The sequence below is a fragment of the Natrarchaeobaculum sulfurireducens genome, assembly GCF_003430825.1.
GTDB classification, from domain to species: domain Archaea; phylum Halobacteriota; class Halobacteria; order Halobacteriales; family Natrialbaceae; genus Natrarchaeobaculum; species Natrarchaeobaculum sulfurireducens.
Map to the genome: position 1 here is coordinate 2,329,251 of NZ_CP024047.1, position 14,698 is coordinate 2,343,948.

A 14,698-nucleotide genomic window follows, 5' to 3' on the forward strand; every position below is an offset into this window, starting at 1 on the left:
TCGGAAAACGCAGGCGAAGTCACCACTCTGAGCTCACTTGAATCGGAGGTACTGTCGGTCGTACTCCGGCTCGCCCTGTCGTGGGTGGATCGTAATGAACGACTCAGGCGGGAGTTCGACCAGTCGCGACGGTAGGTCCTCGAGTTCGGTGTGCCATCCGACGTCACCACGACGCGGCGAAACTGCGGCGACGAGATCGTCTTCTTCGGCGGCCTCCTCGAGCGTCGGCAGGAGTTGATTCCATCGATCGACCGACTGGAACTCGGCCGTGACGTCCTCCTCGACGAGGTCGAAGAGTTGTTCGAACTGGTGGGCCGACCCTTCGACGACCAGGACGGTCAGTTCAGCGCCGATTCCTGTCGCGATCCGTTTGATGAGGTGGACGGCTTCATAAAACCCTTCGTGGTGGTCTGCACCGATCGGGACGACGACGAAGAGCCGACGCGTCGTGTTGATGGGGTGGCCAAGCCGTGAGATGAGCACGGGAAGGGTGGTCCGCTCGAGGACCTGATCGATGATGCTACCGAAGATCCGGTGACGGAAGCTCTCGGTCGCGTCCCACCCCACGATGATCTGGTCGGCCTGGACTTCGACCGAGCCCTGGACGATCCCGGAGGCAACGTTGTGGTTCACTCGGGCTTCGGTGTGGATTGGAACCTCCGCGGCACTACCCGATGCGGCAAGCTCCTCGAGTTCGACCTGAACGTCCGCGACCTGCTGTTCGGTCGATCCGCCTTGATCTGGCTGGACGACGGTCAACACGTTGACCGGCGCTTCGCTTTGGCCCCCTTTGATGACGAACGCGAGATCGAGAAGTCGCTGCTGGAGTTCGGCGTTGTGCGACAGCGGTAACAGGATGTTGGGATCTCTCGCCCCGCCATTGTCGTCCTCGACATTTCGCTCGAGTGCGAGTTGCGTGGCGTACCGTTCGGTCAGCCACGGGCTCACGAGTGCGGTGACGAGCAACATCAACACGACGGCGTTGAGCACTTCCGGCCCGAACAACCCGGCGTCGAAGCCGACGAGCGTAATCGCCAGCGCAGCCGCCGCCTGTCCAACCGAGAGCCCGAAGATGACCCCACGTTCGTTCGGGGTGTACCCCTGTACGTGCGAAACGGCCCAGGCAGCGCCACCTTTCGCTGCGACCATGATCGTGATGATGACGGCGGCCGTCTGGAGGGTGGCTGGCCCGTCGAAGATGACCCCGAGATCGACGAGCATGCCGACGTGAAAGAGGAAAAACGGGATGAAAAAGGCGTTCCCGACGAACTCGATGCGGTTCATGAGCGTTCCCCCGGTGGGGATCAGCTGATTGAGGGCGATTCCGGCGACGAACGCACCCAGGATCGGCGCGAGATCGAGGAGTTCAGCCAGACTGGCCGCCGCGAAGATGGCGGCCATCACGAACAGGAACTCGAAGTAACTCTCCTCGCTGAAGTTCTGGAAGAACCACCGCGAGGCCGGTGGCAGGACGAACCACGCGCTGCCGAAAAGGATGACCAGCGAGAGGCCGACCTGACCGAACAGCAGGATCGAGAGGTCGCCGTCGACGGCACCCATGACGATCGCCAGCACGATCAGCGCAATTGTATCGGTGAACAGGATGCCACCGAAGACGGCGGTGACGGCCCGGTTCTTCGTCACCCCGAGCCGGTTGACGATCGGGTACGCGAGCAGGGTGTGCGAGGCGAACACCGCCGACAGCAACATCGCCGGCATAAGCTCGAGGCCGAGTACCGTGTGCGTCGCGAACGTCCCGACGGTAAACGGGAGGAAGAAACTCGCCAGGCCGAACAGTGCCGCGTTCTCCGGTGCTTCTTTAAATCCCTGGATGTCGAGTTCCAGCCCGACGGTAAACAGTAAGTAGATCAGACCGACCTCACCGAGCAGTTCGATCGCATCGGAGTGTTCGACGACGCCGAGCGCACCCGGTCCAAGGAGGGCACCGACGATCACGATACCGACGATTCCTGGTTGACCGAACCGCTTGGCTAGCAGCGGCGCGACCAGAAAGACGATCATCGCGATCGTGAAGACGAGCACCGGCTGCTCGAGTGCGAGCCCGAGGACGGCAGGAAGTGGTGTCGCGTTCATTGAGACGGGAGCTCATCGGGAGACGCAAACGGGACCAGCTGACCGTTCAGTACCGGCAAACGAGACGGCGGTCGTGACGGTTCGGTTCGGAACAGGGTTATCGTCGGGTGGAAATGGCCGGACGGGTAATAAAACGTCGGATTTCAGCCCCCGTTCGCCGCAAATGGAAACTTTGGACACGATTACGGATTTGAAACTGGATAACTGAACCATTTCAGGGAATCCACCCGACGAATAGGCGGTTCTATCGGTGACAGAGGCTGTCGGCCCGTCGCTCGTGTTCGCCCACAGTTGCCAGCACTAGCGAGGAGCGGTTCGACTGTCAACCGTTGTCTAACCCTACTGAGCGTTCAGCCACGGATACGGCTCGAGCGGGTGTTCGTACACCCTGCGTTCCTGGCTGTTCGCTTGACATACTCCCGATTCCGTGGGCGTTCAGTCGGATCTTGGGCCGAAATGGGCATCGTTCTGTACGATCGTTCCGTCTCGAGGCACGATGTGGTAGTCGGGGAACCGACCCTCGAAGGTTTGTTTCGACCCCCCAGCGAAAAATTACCACGACGCTACCCGGTTCAGTAGCCCGTCTATAGTAATGATTCGGGCTGTCCGTCATCCACCTATGCCCATGTATCGGTTATCTCACTTGGTCGTCGCTGAACGACGTCCACGGACAGCGTCACCCCCGTCGACGAACGATACCGCCTCCACCGAACCGTCGAGTCTACTGTACGGACGGGTGACCGAGAGCCACCGACGCTCAACCGGTCGGTGATCACGAATGTGTGGGATCATCGGTCACGTCGGAGAGGGTAACGCACTGGAAACGCTGCTGACCGGGCTCGAGAACCTCGAGTACCGCGGGTACGACTCGGCGGGCGTCGCCGTCCAGAACGGCTCCGGAATCGCTGTCGAGAAGCGCTCCGGTGAAGTCGACGAACTGAAAGCTTCGATTCAAGACGTCTCGCTCGAGGGACGTGTCGGCATCGGCCACACGCGATGGAGCACACACGGCCCGCCGACGGACGCAAACGCGCATCCGCATACGGACGAGACGAAAGACGTCGCCGTCGTCCACAACGGGATCATCGAGAACTACGCCGAACTCAGAACGTGGCTCAAAGCGAACGGCTGTGAGTTCACGAGCGATACCGACACCGAGGTCATCCCTCATCTCATCCAGTACTACCTCGATGAAGGGCTGGCCGGCGAGGCGGCGTTCCGAAAGGCGATCGAAGAGCTCGAGGGTAGCTACGCCGTCACGGCGATACTCTCTGACGAACACGTCCTCTATGCGGCCCGGAAGGGATCACCGCTGGTCGTCGGCATCGAGGACGACGAGTTCTTCCTCGCGAGCGACGTTCCCGCGTTTCTCGAGTACACGGACAGCGTCATCTACCTCGAAGACGGCGATGTCGTCGTCGTCGACGAAGACGGAATCGAGTGTACGGACCTCGAGGGGAATCCAGTTTTACGCGAGCCCGAAACTGTCGACTGGGACCCCGAACAGGCGGGGAAAGGCGAGTACGATCACTTCATGCTCAAGGAGATCCACGAACAGCCGACGTCGCTGGCTCAGGCGATCGAGGGTCGGATCGACCCCGAGTTCGGCGATCTCTCCCTCGAGGGGTTTCCTTACGGTGCGTTCGGCGACGTCGACAGTGTTCAACTCATCGCGTGTGGGACATCATATCACGCGGCGCTGTACGGAACGTTCGCGCTCCGAAAGGCCGGCGTTCACGCTACCGCACTGTTGGCCAACGAGTACAGCGTCTCGGCCCCGCCGATCACCGAGGATACGCTCGTGATCGCGGTCACCCAGAGCGGGGAGACGGCGGATACGCTAAGCGCGCTTCGGCAAGCGAACGCCGGGGGCGCACGGACGGTGACCGTCACGAACGTCGTCGGCTCGACTGCCGCCAGAGAGGCCGACGACGCGCTGTTCATCCGCGCCGGTCCCGAAATCGGCGTCGCCGCGACCAAGACCTTCTCCTCGCAGGCCGTCATGCTCACCCTGTTGGCCCAGCGTATCAGCCAGGACCTCCGCGGACGCGGCTCCACCGACCTCGCGTCGCTGCTGCCCGAACTGGCCCGGATGCCCGCCGCCATCGGGTCCGTCCTCGAACACTCTCGGGCGGAGGCGATTGCTGAGCGGTACGACGGAAGCCAGTCGTACTTTTTCATCGGCCGTGGCCTCGGCTACCCGGTGGCACTCGAGGGAGCGTTGAAGTTCAAAGAGATCACGTACGAACACGCCGAGGGGTTCGCTTCGGGTGAACTCAAACACGGCCCGCTCGCGCTCGTCACTCCCGACACACCCGTCTTTGCCGTCTTCACCGGCGAGGAAGACGAGAAAACCCTGAAGAACGCCGAGGAGGCACAGACACGGGGTGCGCCCGTGATCGCCGTCTGTCCCGACGGCCACGCCGCGACGGAGGTCGCAGACGCTCACCTCGAGATCCCCGAGACGGATCCGAGCCTCGCCGGACTGCTCTCGAACGTGCAGTTACAGCTGGTTTCTTATCACGCCGCTGACCTCCTGGATCGGCCGATCGATAAGCCACGAAACCTCGCGAAAAGCGTTACCGTGGAGTAACCGGCTGTTTCTCAGGGCCGGTCCACGGCGTACCATGCTGTGAAATACCAGCAGCGACTGGCTCGAGTGCGTGTCTCGGGACACACAGGACGTAAGGCCACCCCCGTAGCCCCACGTCCAGGGGTGTCCGTCTACTCGACCCACACTCGATAGCGTCGGAATCGGATCTGGAGGGAGTGCGGTGATCGACTGATGACGGTCTACCGATCGATACCCTCCGGTTAAACTAGCCGTCTCCCTGCTTATAAATACGACACTTGATAGCTACGGGCGACGAGCACAGCGAGATCCGATAGCGACAGGCTACAACGACAGCGGGACCCGCTCGCCCGTCTGGCGAGCTATAGTAACCACTGCACGACAGTGCGCACCTGATGGCCAGCCGGATCGGCGATCAGCGTGCAACTCGGTGCAGTGGCTACTATATACCAGTCTGAGTGGCAGTCTCAGTCCACTCTTCGGGCGGTCGACGACCAGCCCTCGAGCACTCGGTCGACTACCGGTCGCGGTCGACGACCTCGCCCGGTGTCGTCGTCGCGCCGGCGGTGAGTTTCAGTCCCGGAGTCAGACTCGAGTTGATCCCGGTTTTGACGCCGTCGCCGACGACGACACCGAACTTGCGCCGGTCGGTCGAGAGGCGATCGCCTTTCACCGCAAATCGGACGTCCCCCCCGTCGTGACGGAGGTTCGCGACGGTCGTCCCCGCGCCGAAATTCACGTCGCGGCCGAGGACGCTGTCGCCGACGTACGAGAGGTGATTGACCGTCGCCCCCCGTGAGAGGACGCTGTTTTTGATCTCGACTGCGTTGCCGACCGACGCGTCCTCGCCAAGCAGCGTCGCCCCTCGAACGTAGGCGTTCGGCCCGACGGTCGCCCCCGACCTGATCAACACCGGCCCCTCGACGACGGCTCCCGGCTTCACCGTCGCACCGGCCTCGACGACGACGGTCCCCCCGAGGTGGGCTGCGTCGCTGACCGTGCCGTCGATTCGACGCTCGAGGTCGCCCAGCTTCCACTCGTTGGCCTCGAGCAGCTCCCAGGGTCGGCCGACGTCCATCCATCGGGCCGTCGTCACCGGCGTGACGGCGAACTCGTCGATGACGCGGGCGAGAACGTCGGTAATCTCGTGCTCGCCGCGTTCACTCTGTGCGACGTCGAGCCAGTCGCGGGCGACGCCGGGGAAGGTATACGCACCGGCGTTCGCGAGGTTCGTCGGGGGATCGGCAGGTTTCTCGACGATGTGATCGATCGTCCCGTCGGCGTCGGTGCGTAACACACCGTACTGTCGCGGATTCTGGACCTCGACCGCACAGACCGCCGGACAGGCGTCGAACAGTCGTTCGATCGCGGCCGGATCGTACAGGTTGTCGCCGTTCAGGACGGCGAACGGCCCCTCGAGGTGCTCGCGGGCGACGCTGACGGCGTGGGCTGTCCCCGCCTGTTCGTGCTGGACGGCGTAGTCGACGGGTCGACCGCGATACTCCGTCCCGAAGTACTCTTTGACCGTGTCCGCTTCGTAGCCGACGACGAGGACGACTTCGTCGGCACCGGCGTCGATGGCTGCGTCGACTGTATGGGCAACGAGCGGTCGGTCCGCCACCGGTAACATCGGTTTCGGCACAGACGCAGACAGCGGTCGGATCCGGGTTCCCTCTCCCGCCGCGAGAACGACTGCTTTCATGAGGCGTGCTACGTCGATACCGCGGATAATTATACGTCAGCTACTGGCCGCCGTCACCCGGTTTCACATCCATTCTCCGGTGCAGGCGGCCGATTCCGCCGACGCGATCGGCCCGCGATCTGGCACTCGTCACGCAGTCGAGTCGCTCCCGGCCGATCCGCGGATCGGTCGGTTTCGCGAACGCCCACGCAGTGATCGGCTCTACGATCGACTTCGGATCGGTCGGTGAGAGCCACCCACGGCCCGAGTGGAGAGGGTAAAACGACGTGTTTCCAGGTAGAAATGTATAATTTCTCGGGTTCGAGTACGTCTCGCTCCCGATACCGGGACAGTCACGTCTGCAGGATTGTCACGGACGTAACGTGAAACTAATCGCTGAAAACTGAGTTATGGAGTCTATATTAAATACCGTTCTGTCGGAATCGCCTGTTGATGTCGACGGAACTGACCGACGCGAAGTGGACGCCGATGACGTCCCGTGAGCATACGAGTGCCCCCCGGTGTGTCAACTGTGGTACCCAGGTAACAAGACAATTCGCTCGCGTGTTCGGCGACAACCGCGATGTCGTCCACGCCTGTCCAGACTGTGCGACGTATCGCGAGATGAAGACCTCCGACTTTATTCCCAAAGACGCCCGATAGCCCCGCTGGCCTCGAGCCCACGAGTGAACCGCCCGTATTCGACGACGGTGGAAGACGGGACGGACGCCACCTCGCTTCTATTCGATCTCCCGTGTTTGAGCAGCCGAGGCGTCTACGACGAGTCCCGTGGCCGTCTCGAAGAGCCGTTTTGCGTCCGACTCCGCTCGAGCCTCCGCGGTGACCCGGATGACGGGTTCGGTCCCGCTGGCCCGGATCAAGAACCAGCCGGTGTCGGTCTCGACGCGAACGCCGTCAAGCGTTTCGACGTCGTCGAATCGGCGATCGACCTGTCGGGTCACCGCCGCCATGGTGGCGCGTTTGTCCGTGACCTCGATCGAGTCGCGTCGGATCGGGTACCGGTCGATCGCGTCGACGAGTTCGGAGAGCGGGCCCTGACTCGCGACCAGTTCGACGAGTTTGCAGGCTGCAAGCGGGCCGTCCGGGCACCGTGTTTCCTCTGGCCAGATCCACGCACCGCTTGGCTCGCCGCCGAAGACGACGTCCGCTTCGGTGGTCCGTTCGGCAACGTAGACGTCACCGACTCTCGTCCGAGTCACGCTAGCACCGACGGCCGCGAGCGCGTCGTCGACGGCGAGACTTGTGTCGACCGGAGCGGCGATGCGATCGCCCGCCCCCGCAGCTCTGCTGGCGAAGATCGCCAACAGCGCGTCTTTCGGCACGAACGTTCCGGTCTCGTCGACCGCCATCATTCGATCGGCGTCGCCGTCGTGAGCGATGCCGAGGTCGGCGTCGGTCTCGCCGACGAACGTCGACAGCGCCTCGAGCGACTCTCTCGTGGGTTCGCTCGGACGACCGGGGAACGCACCGTCGGGCTGGCCGTTCAGCGTTCGGACGTGACAGCCGAGGTCGGCGAGCACCGTCGGTGTCACCCCACCCGCGCCGTTGCCCAGGTCGACGACGACGCTCGGCGCTTCCTCGAGGTCGACGGCCTCACGTAGTTGGGCGGCGTGTTGGGTGCGGGCCGACTCGCGACGGCGTCGCCGTCCCAGTTCGTCCCATCGGGACGGGTCGTAGTCCTCTTCACGGATGCGGCGTTCGATTGCGTCGCGACGGTCGGGACCGAACGCCTTCCCGGACGGTGTCCAGAGCTTGATCCCGTTGTCCGTCGCCGGGTTGTGCGAGGCCGTGATCACGATTCCTGCGTCGGCGTCGTAGCGACCGACCGCCCTCGCGACCGTCGGCGTCGCCTCGAGGCCGACGTCGATCACGTCCGTCCCACACTCACGCAGGCCCGCGGCGACTGCGTCGGCGAGCATCAGCCCGCTCTCTCTGACGTCCCGGCCGAGGACGACCGTGTCGTAGCCTGCAGAGCCGACCGCCCGACCGACCGACAGCGCCAGCTCCGTCGTTACCGTCTCCCCGACGGGACCGCGAATGCCGCTGGTTCCAAACATACGCCTCGATGATGGTCCAGGGGTCCTTACTATGTGGGTATTAACCCCGTTTTCCGGATCGCCGTCGAGTAGTCGAATCAGTATCGAACTGTTCAGTGTGCGTGCCTACTGTCGACGGTCGAACGCGTCGGAGCGGGAGCGAACCGGCCGCCACGCGGCGATATCCTGGATCGGTAGTTCGCCCCTATATTTCTGAACCATCTCGGTCGTATATATGGGTCGTCTCCGAATCGGTGCGGTACACGCAGCCCACATGAGCGCAACCGAACACGATTCCGACGTCGAGGGTGAGCAGACGACGATCACCGACCTCTCTCCCAGTGCGAAACTCGTCTACAAAGTCCTCGAATACGAAGGCGAGCTGACCCAAGAAGAGATCGCAACCGAGTCACGACTCTGTGCGCGAACCGTCCGGTACGCGCTCGGCAAACTCGAGGACAGCGACCTGATCGCCAGCCGCGTCTGTCTCGACGATGCCCGACAATCGAACTACTGGATCCGCGACTAGCGCAGCTTTCGGTACTGATCGACCACGAGGTCGAGCCCGAGCGAGCCGTCGGTGATCTCGTAATGGGTCTCGAGCCGCGGATTGAACTTCGCCTTGTACCGATTGATACTCGGGACGCCGGCACCGACCATGTCGTAGCGAGCGATCTCGTTCCGGAGACCATCGCGCATGACGTACCAGTCGAGCAGGTCGTTGACCGGTAACTCGAGATCCGTATCGGGCTTGACGCCGCCTTGCCACCGGTACCGGGTCCGGGCCGATTCGACGACGAGGATGCCGCCGACGAACTCGCCGTCGATGCGACAGACGTAGGGCCTGAGCGATCCGTCGGGGAGCCGATGGTAGGCCTTCTGGGCGAATTCGGTACTCAGGTGGAACGAGCGGTCCTGATTCTCGTATCGTCTGTCGACCTGTTCGACGATGCGTTCGACGTCGGTGATGTCACCTTCCTCGACGACGTAGGCGTCTTCGTCCGCGTTCCGGATGTTGTTCCGGGCGTCCCCGCTAAAGCGGTTCAACAGCTCTTCTTCGTCTCCCTCGAGGTCGACGACGTACGTATAGCCCGGTTTCACCTCGTAATCGTTCCAGACGAACGGGCGGACGTCGTCGAACTCTGCGGCGATGAACTTCGAGTAGATCGGCGAGAGTTCCTCGTCGACCCACTCGAGACAGCCCTCGAGAAAGCGTTTGATCCGGCGGTCGGCCTTGCGCTGTTTCAGTTTCTCGACGTTCAACACGGCTGGACCGAGATAGGGCGACCACGAGCGGGGAGCCGGTGAGAACGCGCCGGTGAACGGTCCCCTCGTGTACTCGAAGATCGGAAAGATCCCGACGGCCTCCTGGCCTTTGAACCCAACCAGCAGGTGCGGTCTCGTGCCAGTGTCGGCGGCTTGAAGACGGAGGGCTTCAGCCCGAAAGAACGGGTTGGTCCCGCCGGAACGTTCGACGTAGCGGTTCCACTCGTCGGCTTCGGTTCGTGGGTTGAGAACCCTGAGTTCGACGGTCATAGATATCCCAGGTCGGAGAGACGATCTTCGACCGCGCTGTGTTCCGTCGCTGCGATGGCGTTCGACTCGTAGGCTGGATACTCCGCTTTTGCGGTCTCTTCGACGATCGGGAGCGGCTGGCCGTCCATCTCCGCGTCGATCGGGACGCCAAACAGCGAACAGATCGTCGGCGCGACGTCGAAGATCGTCGGGCTCGCTCCCGCGAGCGAGACGTCCTCGTCGAACGCCGGACCTGAAGCCGCGACGACGCCGGTTCGCTTGTGGTTCCAGGACTCCATCGGCTCGCCGAACGTTCCCTGGCCGATATCCGCGGTAATCGCGGTGTCGAAGTCGGCCGGCACCGTCACGATGTCGGGTGCGTCCTCGAGGTATGGCCCCTCGAAGTACGTCTCTCGGGGTTCGACAGCGTCGAAGATCGGCTCGCCGTCGGGTGTTCGAAGGCCGGAGAGGTCCTCGATCACCGACTCTCGGAGGGCCTCGTACGCCGATTCGGGGACGACGCCGTTTGGCTCCCGACTCTCGAGGTTGATTCGCAGACCCAGTTCGCTCTTCGACCGCATGTAGACCCGCGACTGTGGGAAGTCGACCTGCTCGCTGGCGGCCCGGATCATCCCGTTCGGCACCCGTCTGCCGATCGGCTCTTTCAGGCCGACGCGATCGAGCGCGCCAGCGACACGCTGGGTCGTGAGCCCGACTTTCGCCGCGGCGTTCATGGCGTGTTCGATCGGGCCCGTCTCGTGTCCACCGGCGTCCTCGCCCTCGAGTAAGTCGTTCTCCCAGGACGCCGTCCAGTTAGGCATCCCTTCGCCACCGCTGCGGGCGGCGACGTCGCCGCGTTCCCGGAGGTACTCGTTGATCCGGAACTCGGGGCCAGAGACCGTCCCGATCCCGTGGTCGCTGACGACCAGGACGTTCTCGGGCTCGAGTTCCTCGATGGTTTCCTCGACCTGCTGGTCGACTGCACGGTAGACGGCTTCGATCGCCTCCTTGTCTCCCGGCCGTTCGTGGAACACGCTGTCGGTCTGTTGGAACTGTAGAAAGCCGAAATCCGGCTCGATCCGCCTGGAGAGGTATCGAAACGCCTTACCACGGTATTCGATGGTTCGTTCGTATCCCTCGATCGACCGATCCGGTTCCGGACCGCTCTGGGGATAGACCCGATAGCCGCCACAGGCGAGTTTCACATCCTCGAGGATCCCCGTCGGGTGACAGTCGGGGTCTTCGGGAGCGGTCATCCCCGGAATCAACGCCCCGTCGAACTCGCTGGGTGGGTGCGTGACGGGGACGTTGACGACGACGCTCGAGTAGCCGTGTTCGGAGAGCAGTTCCCAGACCGAACGCGCCCTGACGTGGGTGGCGTTCACCACGTCCCAGTCGTAGCCCTCGAACGAGAGAAAGTCATAGACGCCGTGTTTTCCCGGATTCTTCCCGGTGAACAGCGACGGCCAGGCACTCGCCGTCCAGGGCGGAATCTGGGACTGGAGTGGCCCGCTCGCGCCTGTGTCGAACAGTTCGCGTAGCGTCGGAATCGTCCCCGACTCGAACAGTGGCTCGAGTACGGGCCGACACCCGGCATCGAGCCCGACGACGAGCAACCGCATGCCGTCTTCGTCGGACGAATCTACCATGGACTACGCTTCTCCCCGTCAGGCTTTGTTATGCAAACGCTTTGTCACTGTAAGCCGACTCTTCGTCGACCTGTGTCGGGCCGGGCAGTCCGCCGTCGTCGACTGTAGGGCCAGCCTGCCGTGACGGGTGCGATCGTACCCATCGCATCACTAAGAGGATGATTCACCGAATAGGAAGTGCAATGTGTGGGTTGCTCCCAGTGTCTGGGGCTGGGTGGGTGCTGGATGATTAAGGAAACGCCATCGCTATTCGTGCCGTCACCGTCGACGAACCAGGGACACAGCGTCGACTCGTTCTTGAATCGACACGCTCAGGAGTTCGTCTTCTATGGGTCCGGAAAAGCGGCGTTGTATGATGGACTCGCCGGACTCATCGAACCAGGTGAGACCGTTCTCGTCCCGGCGTACCTCCCTGACGCCGTCGTCGAACCGCTGTACGACCTCGAACTCGAGACGGAGTATTACGCCCTCGAGCCGTCACTTGCACCTGATTTCGTCGATCTGGAACGACGGCTCGACGACGACGTGATCGCCGTTATGTCGGTGAACTACTTCGGGTTCCCGCACCCGGGACTGGACGAGTTACGATCGATCGTCGCTGACTACGGGTGTTATCACGTCGACGATAACGCACACGCACCGCTCAGCGTAGACGGCGAAACGGTACTCGGCACGCGCGGGCATCTCGGGGTTACGAGCCTGTGGAAGCTGTTCCCCGTTCCGGACGGGGCGATACTCTATCTGAACGACGAACAGGCCGCCGAAGCGTACGATCCCTCCTCGTCGGCTGGCGTTCGGGATGGATTCGACGGTTCCGACTGTCGATACCTCCTGAAGTCGGCGTTCCGTGACGTATTCGATCGAAACGGAACGATTCGTCGGTCGATCGACGCCATACTGGCCAGCCGCAACGACGGACGCTCCGTTGGCGGCCCTCGAGAACGGTACGAAAAAGGGAAACGACCCATGTCGAAACTCTCGGCGTACGTCGTCGAGGAGTCAGACCCACGGGCCATCAGGCAGGCCCGCCGACAGAACTACCTGGCCTGGCGGCGAGCCCTCGAGTCCCGAGACGACGTCGAGTTCGTCTTCGAGTCGCTTCCCGAGGGGATCTGTCCACAAGTGGCACCGGTCAGAGCGGCCGGTCACGAGCAGTTCCGTGCGGAACTCGACCGCTGTGGCGTTGGCGGTGCGAAGAGATGGCCACGCCTCTCACCGCGGGTTCGAGAGAAGCCGACCTACGAGACCGCGACGAGACTCGCTCGAGAGATCGTCACGCTTCCGGTCCACCAGCACATCGCTCCGTCGACGATCCTCGACGTGGGGAGACAGCTTCGGCAGTGATCGCGCCCATGCGCGTGGTGAGCTCATAGCGGTGATCCGTCAGCCGTCCGCCCCCACGAGCGTCAGCTTCGCTCGGACGTCCGCCGCGAGGGCGTATCGGCGGCCCGCTTCCCTGTCGAGGACGGACTCCGTCCGCAGCTCCGAGAGCAACCCCTGGACTGCGACCGGTGAGCGGTCGACGCGCGGGGCGATCGTCGCGGTTTCGAGTGGGCCGTCCCGAGCGAGTTCCGCGACGACGCGGGCGGCCGTCTCGAGCGAACACTGCGAGCGGTCGCTCGCCGCCTCGACCCGGTCTGTGATCCCGATCGTCTCGAGAAGGTCGACGAACTCGCGGCGTTCGTTCGCGACGACGATCTCTGCCAGCCCCGTCTCCTCTTCGGAGGCGTAGCCGAACTCGACCGCATCACCGTCCGCGTGGACGATCGGCTCTGGGTGGTCGCTCGCCGTGTCGGCGTCCTCCAGTTCGGCTTCGTCAGCCAGCCCAGCCGACTCGCCGTCGAGGTCGCGCTCGAGTTCGCTCACGCGCCGACGCAGTCGCTCGTTTTCCATCCGGAGCCGATCGATCGTCTCGGTTCGCGATTCGAGAAGCGCCTCGAACCGCTCGGCGTCCGCTTCGGCCGCCTCGAGTGCTGCCTCGCGTTCCTCGAGGTCGTCCTCTAAGACCTCACACTCTCGTTCGAGTTCGACGATTTCCTGGTGGAGCCGCCGCAGTTCCTCGCCGTCGGCTTCGGGCAGTTGGGTCTGGATCGTCTCGGGGTTCGACAGCGCGTCGGCCATCTGTTTGGCCGCACTCGAGATGTCGCGGGCGTTCTCGAGTTCGCTCTCTAAGGTCTCGATCCGTGTGTCTTTCTTCTCGAGTTCGTTCTCGAGTTCGACGATCCGATTTTCCTCGCGGTCCTTTCGTTCGGAAATCTGCTGGAGGTCGCCCACGAGCGCGTCGGAGACGGACTTCAGCTCGGGGCGTTCGAAGTCGTCGAGTCCGGGCGTCGCACCGGCGTCGAAGGTTCGTTTGCGCCGGAACTGGATCTTTCTGACGTCGACGTCGTTCCAGTCGGTCTGGACGAACGCCTGGCCGTCGTTCAACTCGGAGACGAGTTCGGAGTATTCGGTGTCGATGATCCGGCCGACCACCTTGGTGTCGTTATCCCAGGTCAGCCGGTGCCAGACGAGCCAGTTCGCCTGCGTGATGAAGTCCTTCTTGACGTCGGCCGGTCGCTGGCTGATCCCCAGAATGCCGAGGCCGTGTTTGCGCCCGCGTTTCCCGATCTTGATCAGCAGTTTGCCCGTCTCTCCCATGCCGCCACCTTCGGGAATGTACTCGTGGACCTCCTCGACGACGAGCAAAAAGGGCTTTTTGAGCTTCTTTTCCTTGACGAACAGCTGTCTGGCGGTCTCCCGGAGCAGTTCGTCGGCGACCGCCTCGTCTAAGTACCCCGAGACGTCGAGGATGATCGGGACGTTCTCCTCGAGTGCCAGCGTCGCCATCTGTTCTGCGTGTTCCGGCCCGATCTGAATGTCACACTCCTCGTCGGCCCCCGCATGAAGCATCTCGTACTCCTCTTTGAGGCCGTAGTACTCGCCGTCGGTGTCGACGATCAACAGTGGAAAGCCCGCCTCGAGTAACTCCTCGGCGATCACGGACGCAGTGTTCGACTTCCCGCTACCGGATTTTCCGGTGACGAACCCCCGTCCAGTCAGGAGTTCGACGACGGGCAGGTGCAGGTCAGACCCGTCATCCGTCTCGCCAACGAGGATCTCACGCTGTTGGTGCTCGCTCACCGCATCC

General features: G+C 63.1%; 10 protein-coding genes. 4 read left to right on the top strand and 6 right to left on the bottom strand.

The window, feature by feature from the left end; genetic code table 11:
* Positions 1-33: 33 nt before the first annotated feature.
* A complete protein-coding gene (locus AArc1_RS12610; RefSeq protein WP_117364704.1) occupies positions 34-2,094 on the bottom strand; it encodes a cation:proton antiporter in 2,061 nt (686 codons plus the stop codon).
* A gap of 778 nt (positions 2,095-2,872) precedes the next feature.
* Here AArc1_RS12610 and glmS point away from each other — a divergent pair.
* Positions 2,873-4,687 carry a glutamine--fructose-6-phosphate transaminase (isomerizing) gene (gene glmS, locus AArc1_RS12615; protein ID WP_117364705.1) on the top strand — a complete coding sequence of 605 codons (1,815 nt, stop codon included), beginning with the start codon at positions 2,873-2,875 and terminating at the stop codon, positions 4,685-4,687.
* 496 nt (positions 4,688-5,183) lie between these two features.
* Here the strand turns inward: glmS and glmU are convergent, their stop codons facing one another.
* Entirely contained in the window at positions 5,184-6,368 is a 1,185-nt protein-coding gene (glmU, locus tag AArc1_RS12620; RefSeq protein ID WP_117364706.1) for a bifunctional sugar-1-phosphate nucleotidylyltransferase/acetyltransferase, read from the bottom strand.
* A 432-nt stretch (positions 6,369-6,800) separates the two neighbouring features.
* Here glmU and AArc1_RS12625 point away from each other — a divergent pair, with 432 nt between their 5' ends.
* Positions 6,801-7,010, top strand: coding sequence for a DUF7563 family protein (locus tag AArc1_RS12625; RefSeq protein WP_117364707.1), 210 nt, complete (start codon positions 6,801-6,803; stop codon positions 7,008-7,010).
* A gap of 77 nt (positions 7,011-7,087) precedes the next feature.
* On the opposite strand, the gene glmM is transcribed toward AArc1_RS12625, so the two are convergent.
* The gene (gene glmM / locus AArc1_RS12630; protein WP_117364708.1) at positions 7,088-8,425 is read right to left on the bottom strand and encodes a phosphoglucosamine mutase; all 1,338 of its coding nucleotides are present in this window, start codon (positions 8,423-8,425) and stop codon (positions 7,088-7,090) included.
* Positions 8,426-8,678: 253 nt separating this feature from the next.
* Here glmM and AArc1_RS12635 point away from each other — a divergent pair, with 253 nt between their 5' ends.
* On the top strand, positions 8,679-8,933 hold the full coding sequence (locus AArc1_RS12635) for a MarR family transcriptional regulator (protein ID WP_117365888.1): 255 nt from the start codon (positions 8,679-8,681) through the stop codon (positions 8,931-8,933).
* Here the strand turns inward: AArc1_RS12635 and AArc1_RS12640 are convergent.
* Both AArc1_RS12640 and AArc1_RS12645 read right to left on the bottom strand, forming a co-directional pair.
* A complete protein-coding gene (locus tag AArc1_RS12640; protein ID WP_117364709.1) occupies positions 8,930-9,940 on the bottom strand; it encodes a lipid II:glycine glycyltransferase FemX in 1,011 nt (336 codons plus the stop codon). The genes AArc1_RS12635 and AArc1_RS12640 overlap by 4 nt on opposite strands.
* Positions 9,937-11,568: an alkaline phosphatase family protein gene (locus AArc1_RS12645; RefSeq protein WP_117364710.1), complete on the bottom strand. Its 1,632-nt coding sequence runs from the start codon at positions 11,566-11,568 to the stop codon at positions 9,937-9,939. The genes AArc1_RS12640 and AArc1_RS12645 overlap by 4 nt, the downstream gene beginning before the upstream one ends.
* Positions 11,569-11,793: 225 nt before the next feature.
* On the opposite strand from AArc1_RS12645, the gene AArc1_RS12650 reads away from it, so the two are divergent.
* On the top strand, positions 11,794-12,912 hold the full coding sequence (locus AArc1_RS12650; protein WP_117364711.1) for a DegT/DnrJ/EryC1/StrS family aminotransferase: 1,119 nt from the start codon (positions 11,794-11,796) through the stop codon (positions 12,910-12,912).
* A 39-nt stretch (positions 12,913-12,951) separates the two neighbouring features.
* Here the strand turns inward: AArc1_RS12650 and AArc1_RS12655 are convergent, their stop codons facing one another.
* The gene (locus tag AArc1_RS12655; protein ID WP_117364712.1) at positions 12,952-14,691 is read right to left on the bottom strand and encodes a helicase HerA domain-containing protein; all 1,740 of its coding nucleotides are present in this window, start codon (positions 14,689-14,691) and stop codon (positions 12,952-12,954) included.
* Positions 14,692-14,698: the final 7 nt, after the last annotated feature.

Coding starts and splice junctions, on each gene's coding strand:
- glmM (WP_117364708.1), bottom strand. CDS start 8,425: ATGTTTGGAACCAGCGGCATTCGCGGTCCCGTCGGGGAGACGGTAACG.
- AArc1_RS12625 (WP_117364707.1), top strand. CDS start 6,801: ATGTCGACGGAACTGACCGACGCGAAGTGGACGCCGATGACGTCCCGT.
- AArc1_RS12645 (WP_117364710.1), bottom strand. CDS start 11,568: ATGGTAGATTCGTCCGACGAAGACGGCATGCGGTTGCTCGTCGTCGGG.
- AArc1_RS12610 (WP_117364704.1), bottom strand. CDS start 2,094: ATGAACGCGACACCACTTCCTGCCGTCCTCGGGCTCGCACTCGAGCAG.
- glmU (WP_117364706.1), bottom strand. CDS start 6,368: ATGAAAGCAGTCGTTCTCGCGGCGGGAGAGGGAACCCGGATCCGACCG.
- glmS (WP_117364705.1), top strand. CDS start 2,873: ATGTGTGGGATCATCGGTCACGTCGGAGAGGGTAACGCACTGGAAACG.
- AArc1_RS12640 (WP_117364709.1), bottom strand. CDS start 9,940: ATGACCGTCGAACTCAGGGTTCTCAACCCACGAACCGAAGCCGACGAG.
- AArc1_RS12650 (WP_117364711.1), top strand. CDS start 11,794: ATGATTAAGGAAACGCCATCGCTATTCGTGCCGTCACCGTCGACGAAC.
- AArc1_RS12635 (WP_117365888.1), top strand. CDS start 8,679: ATGAGCGCAACCGAACACGATTCCGACGTCGAGGGTGAGCAGACGACG.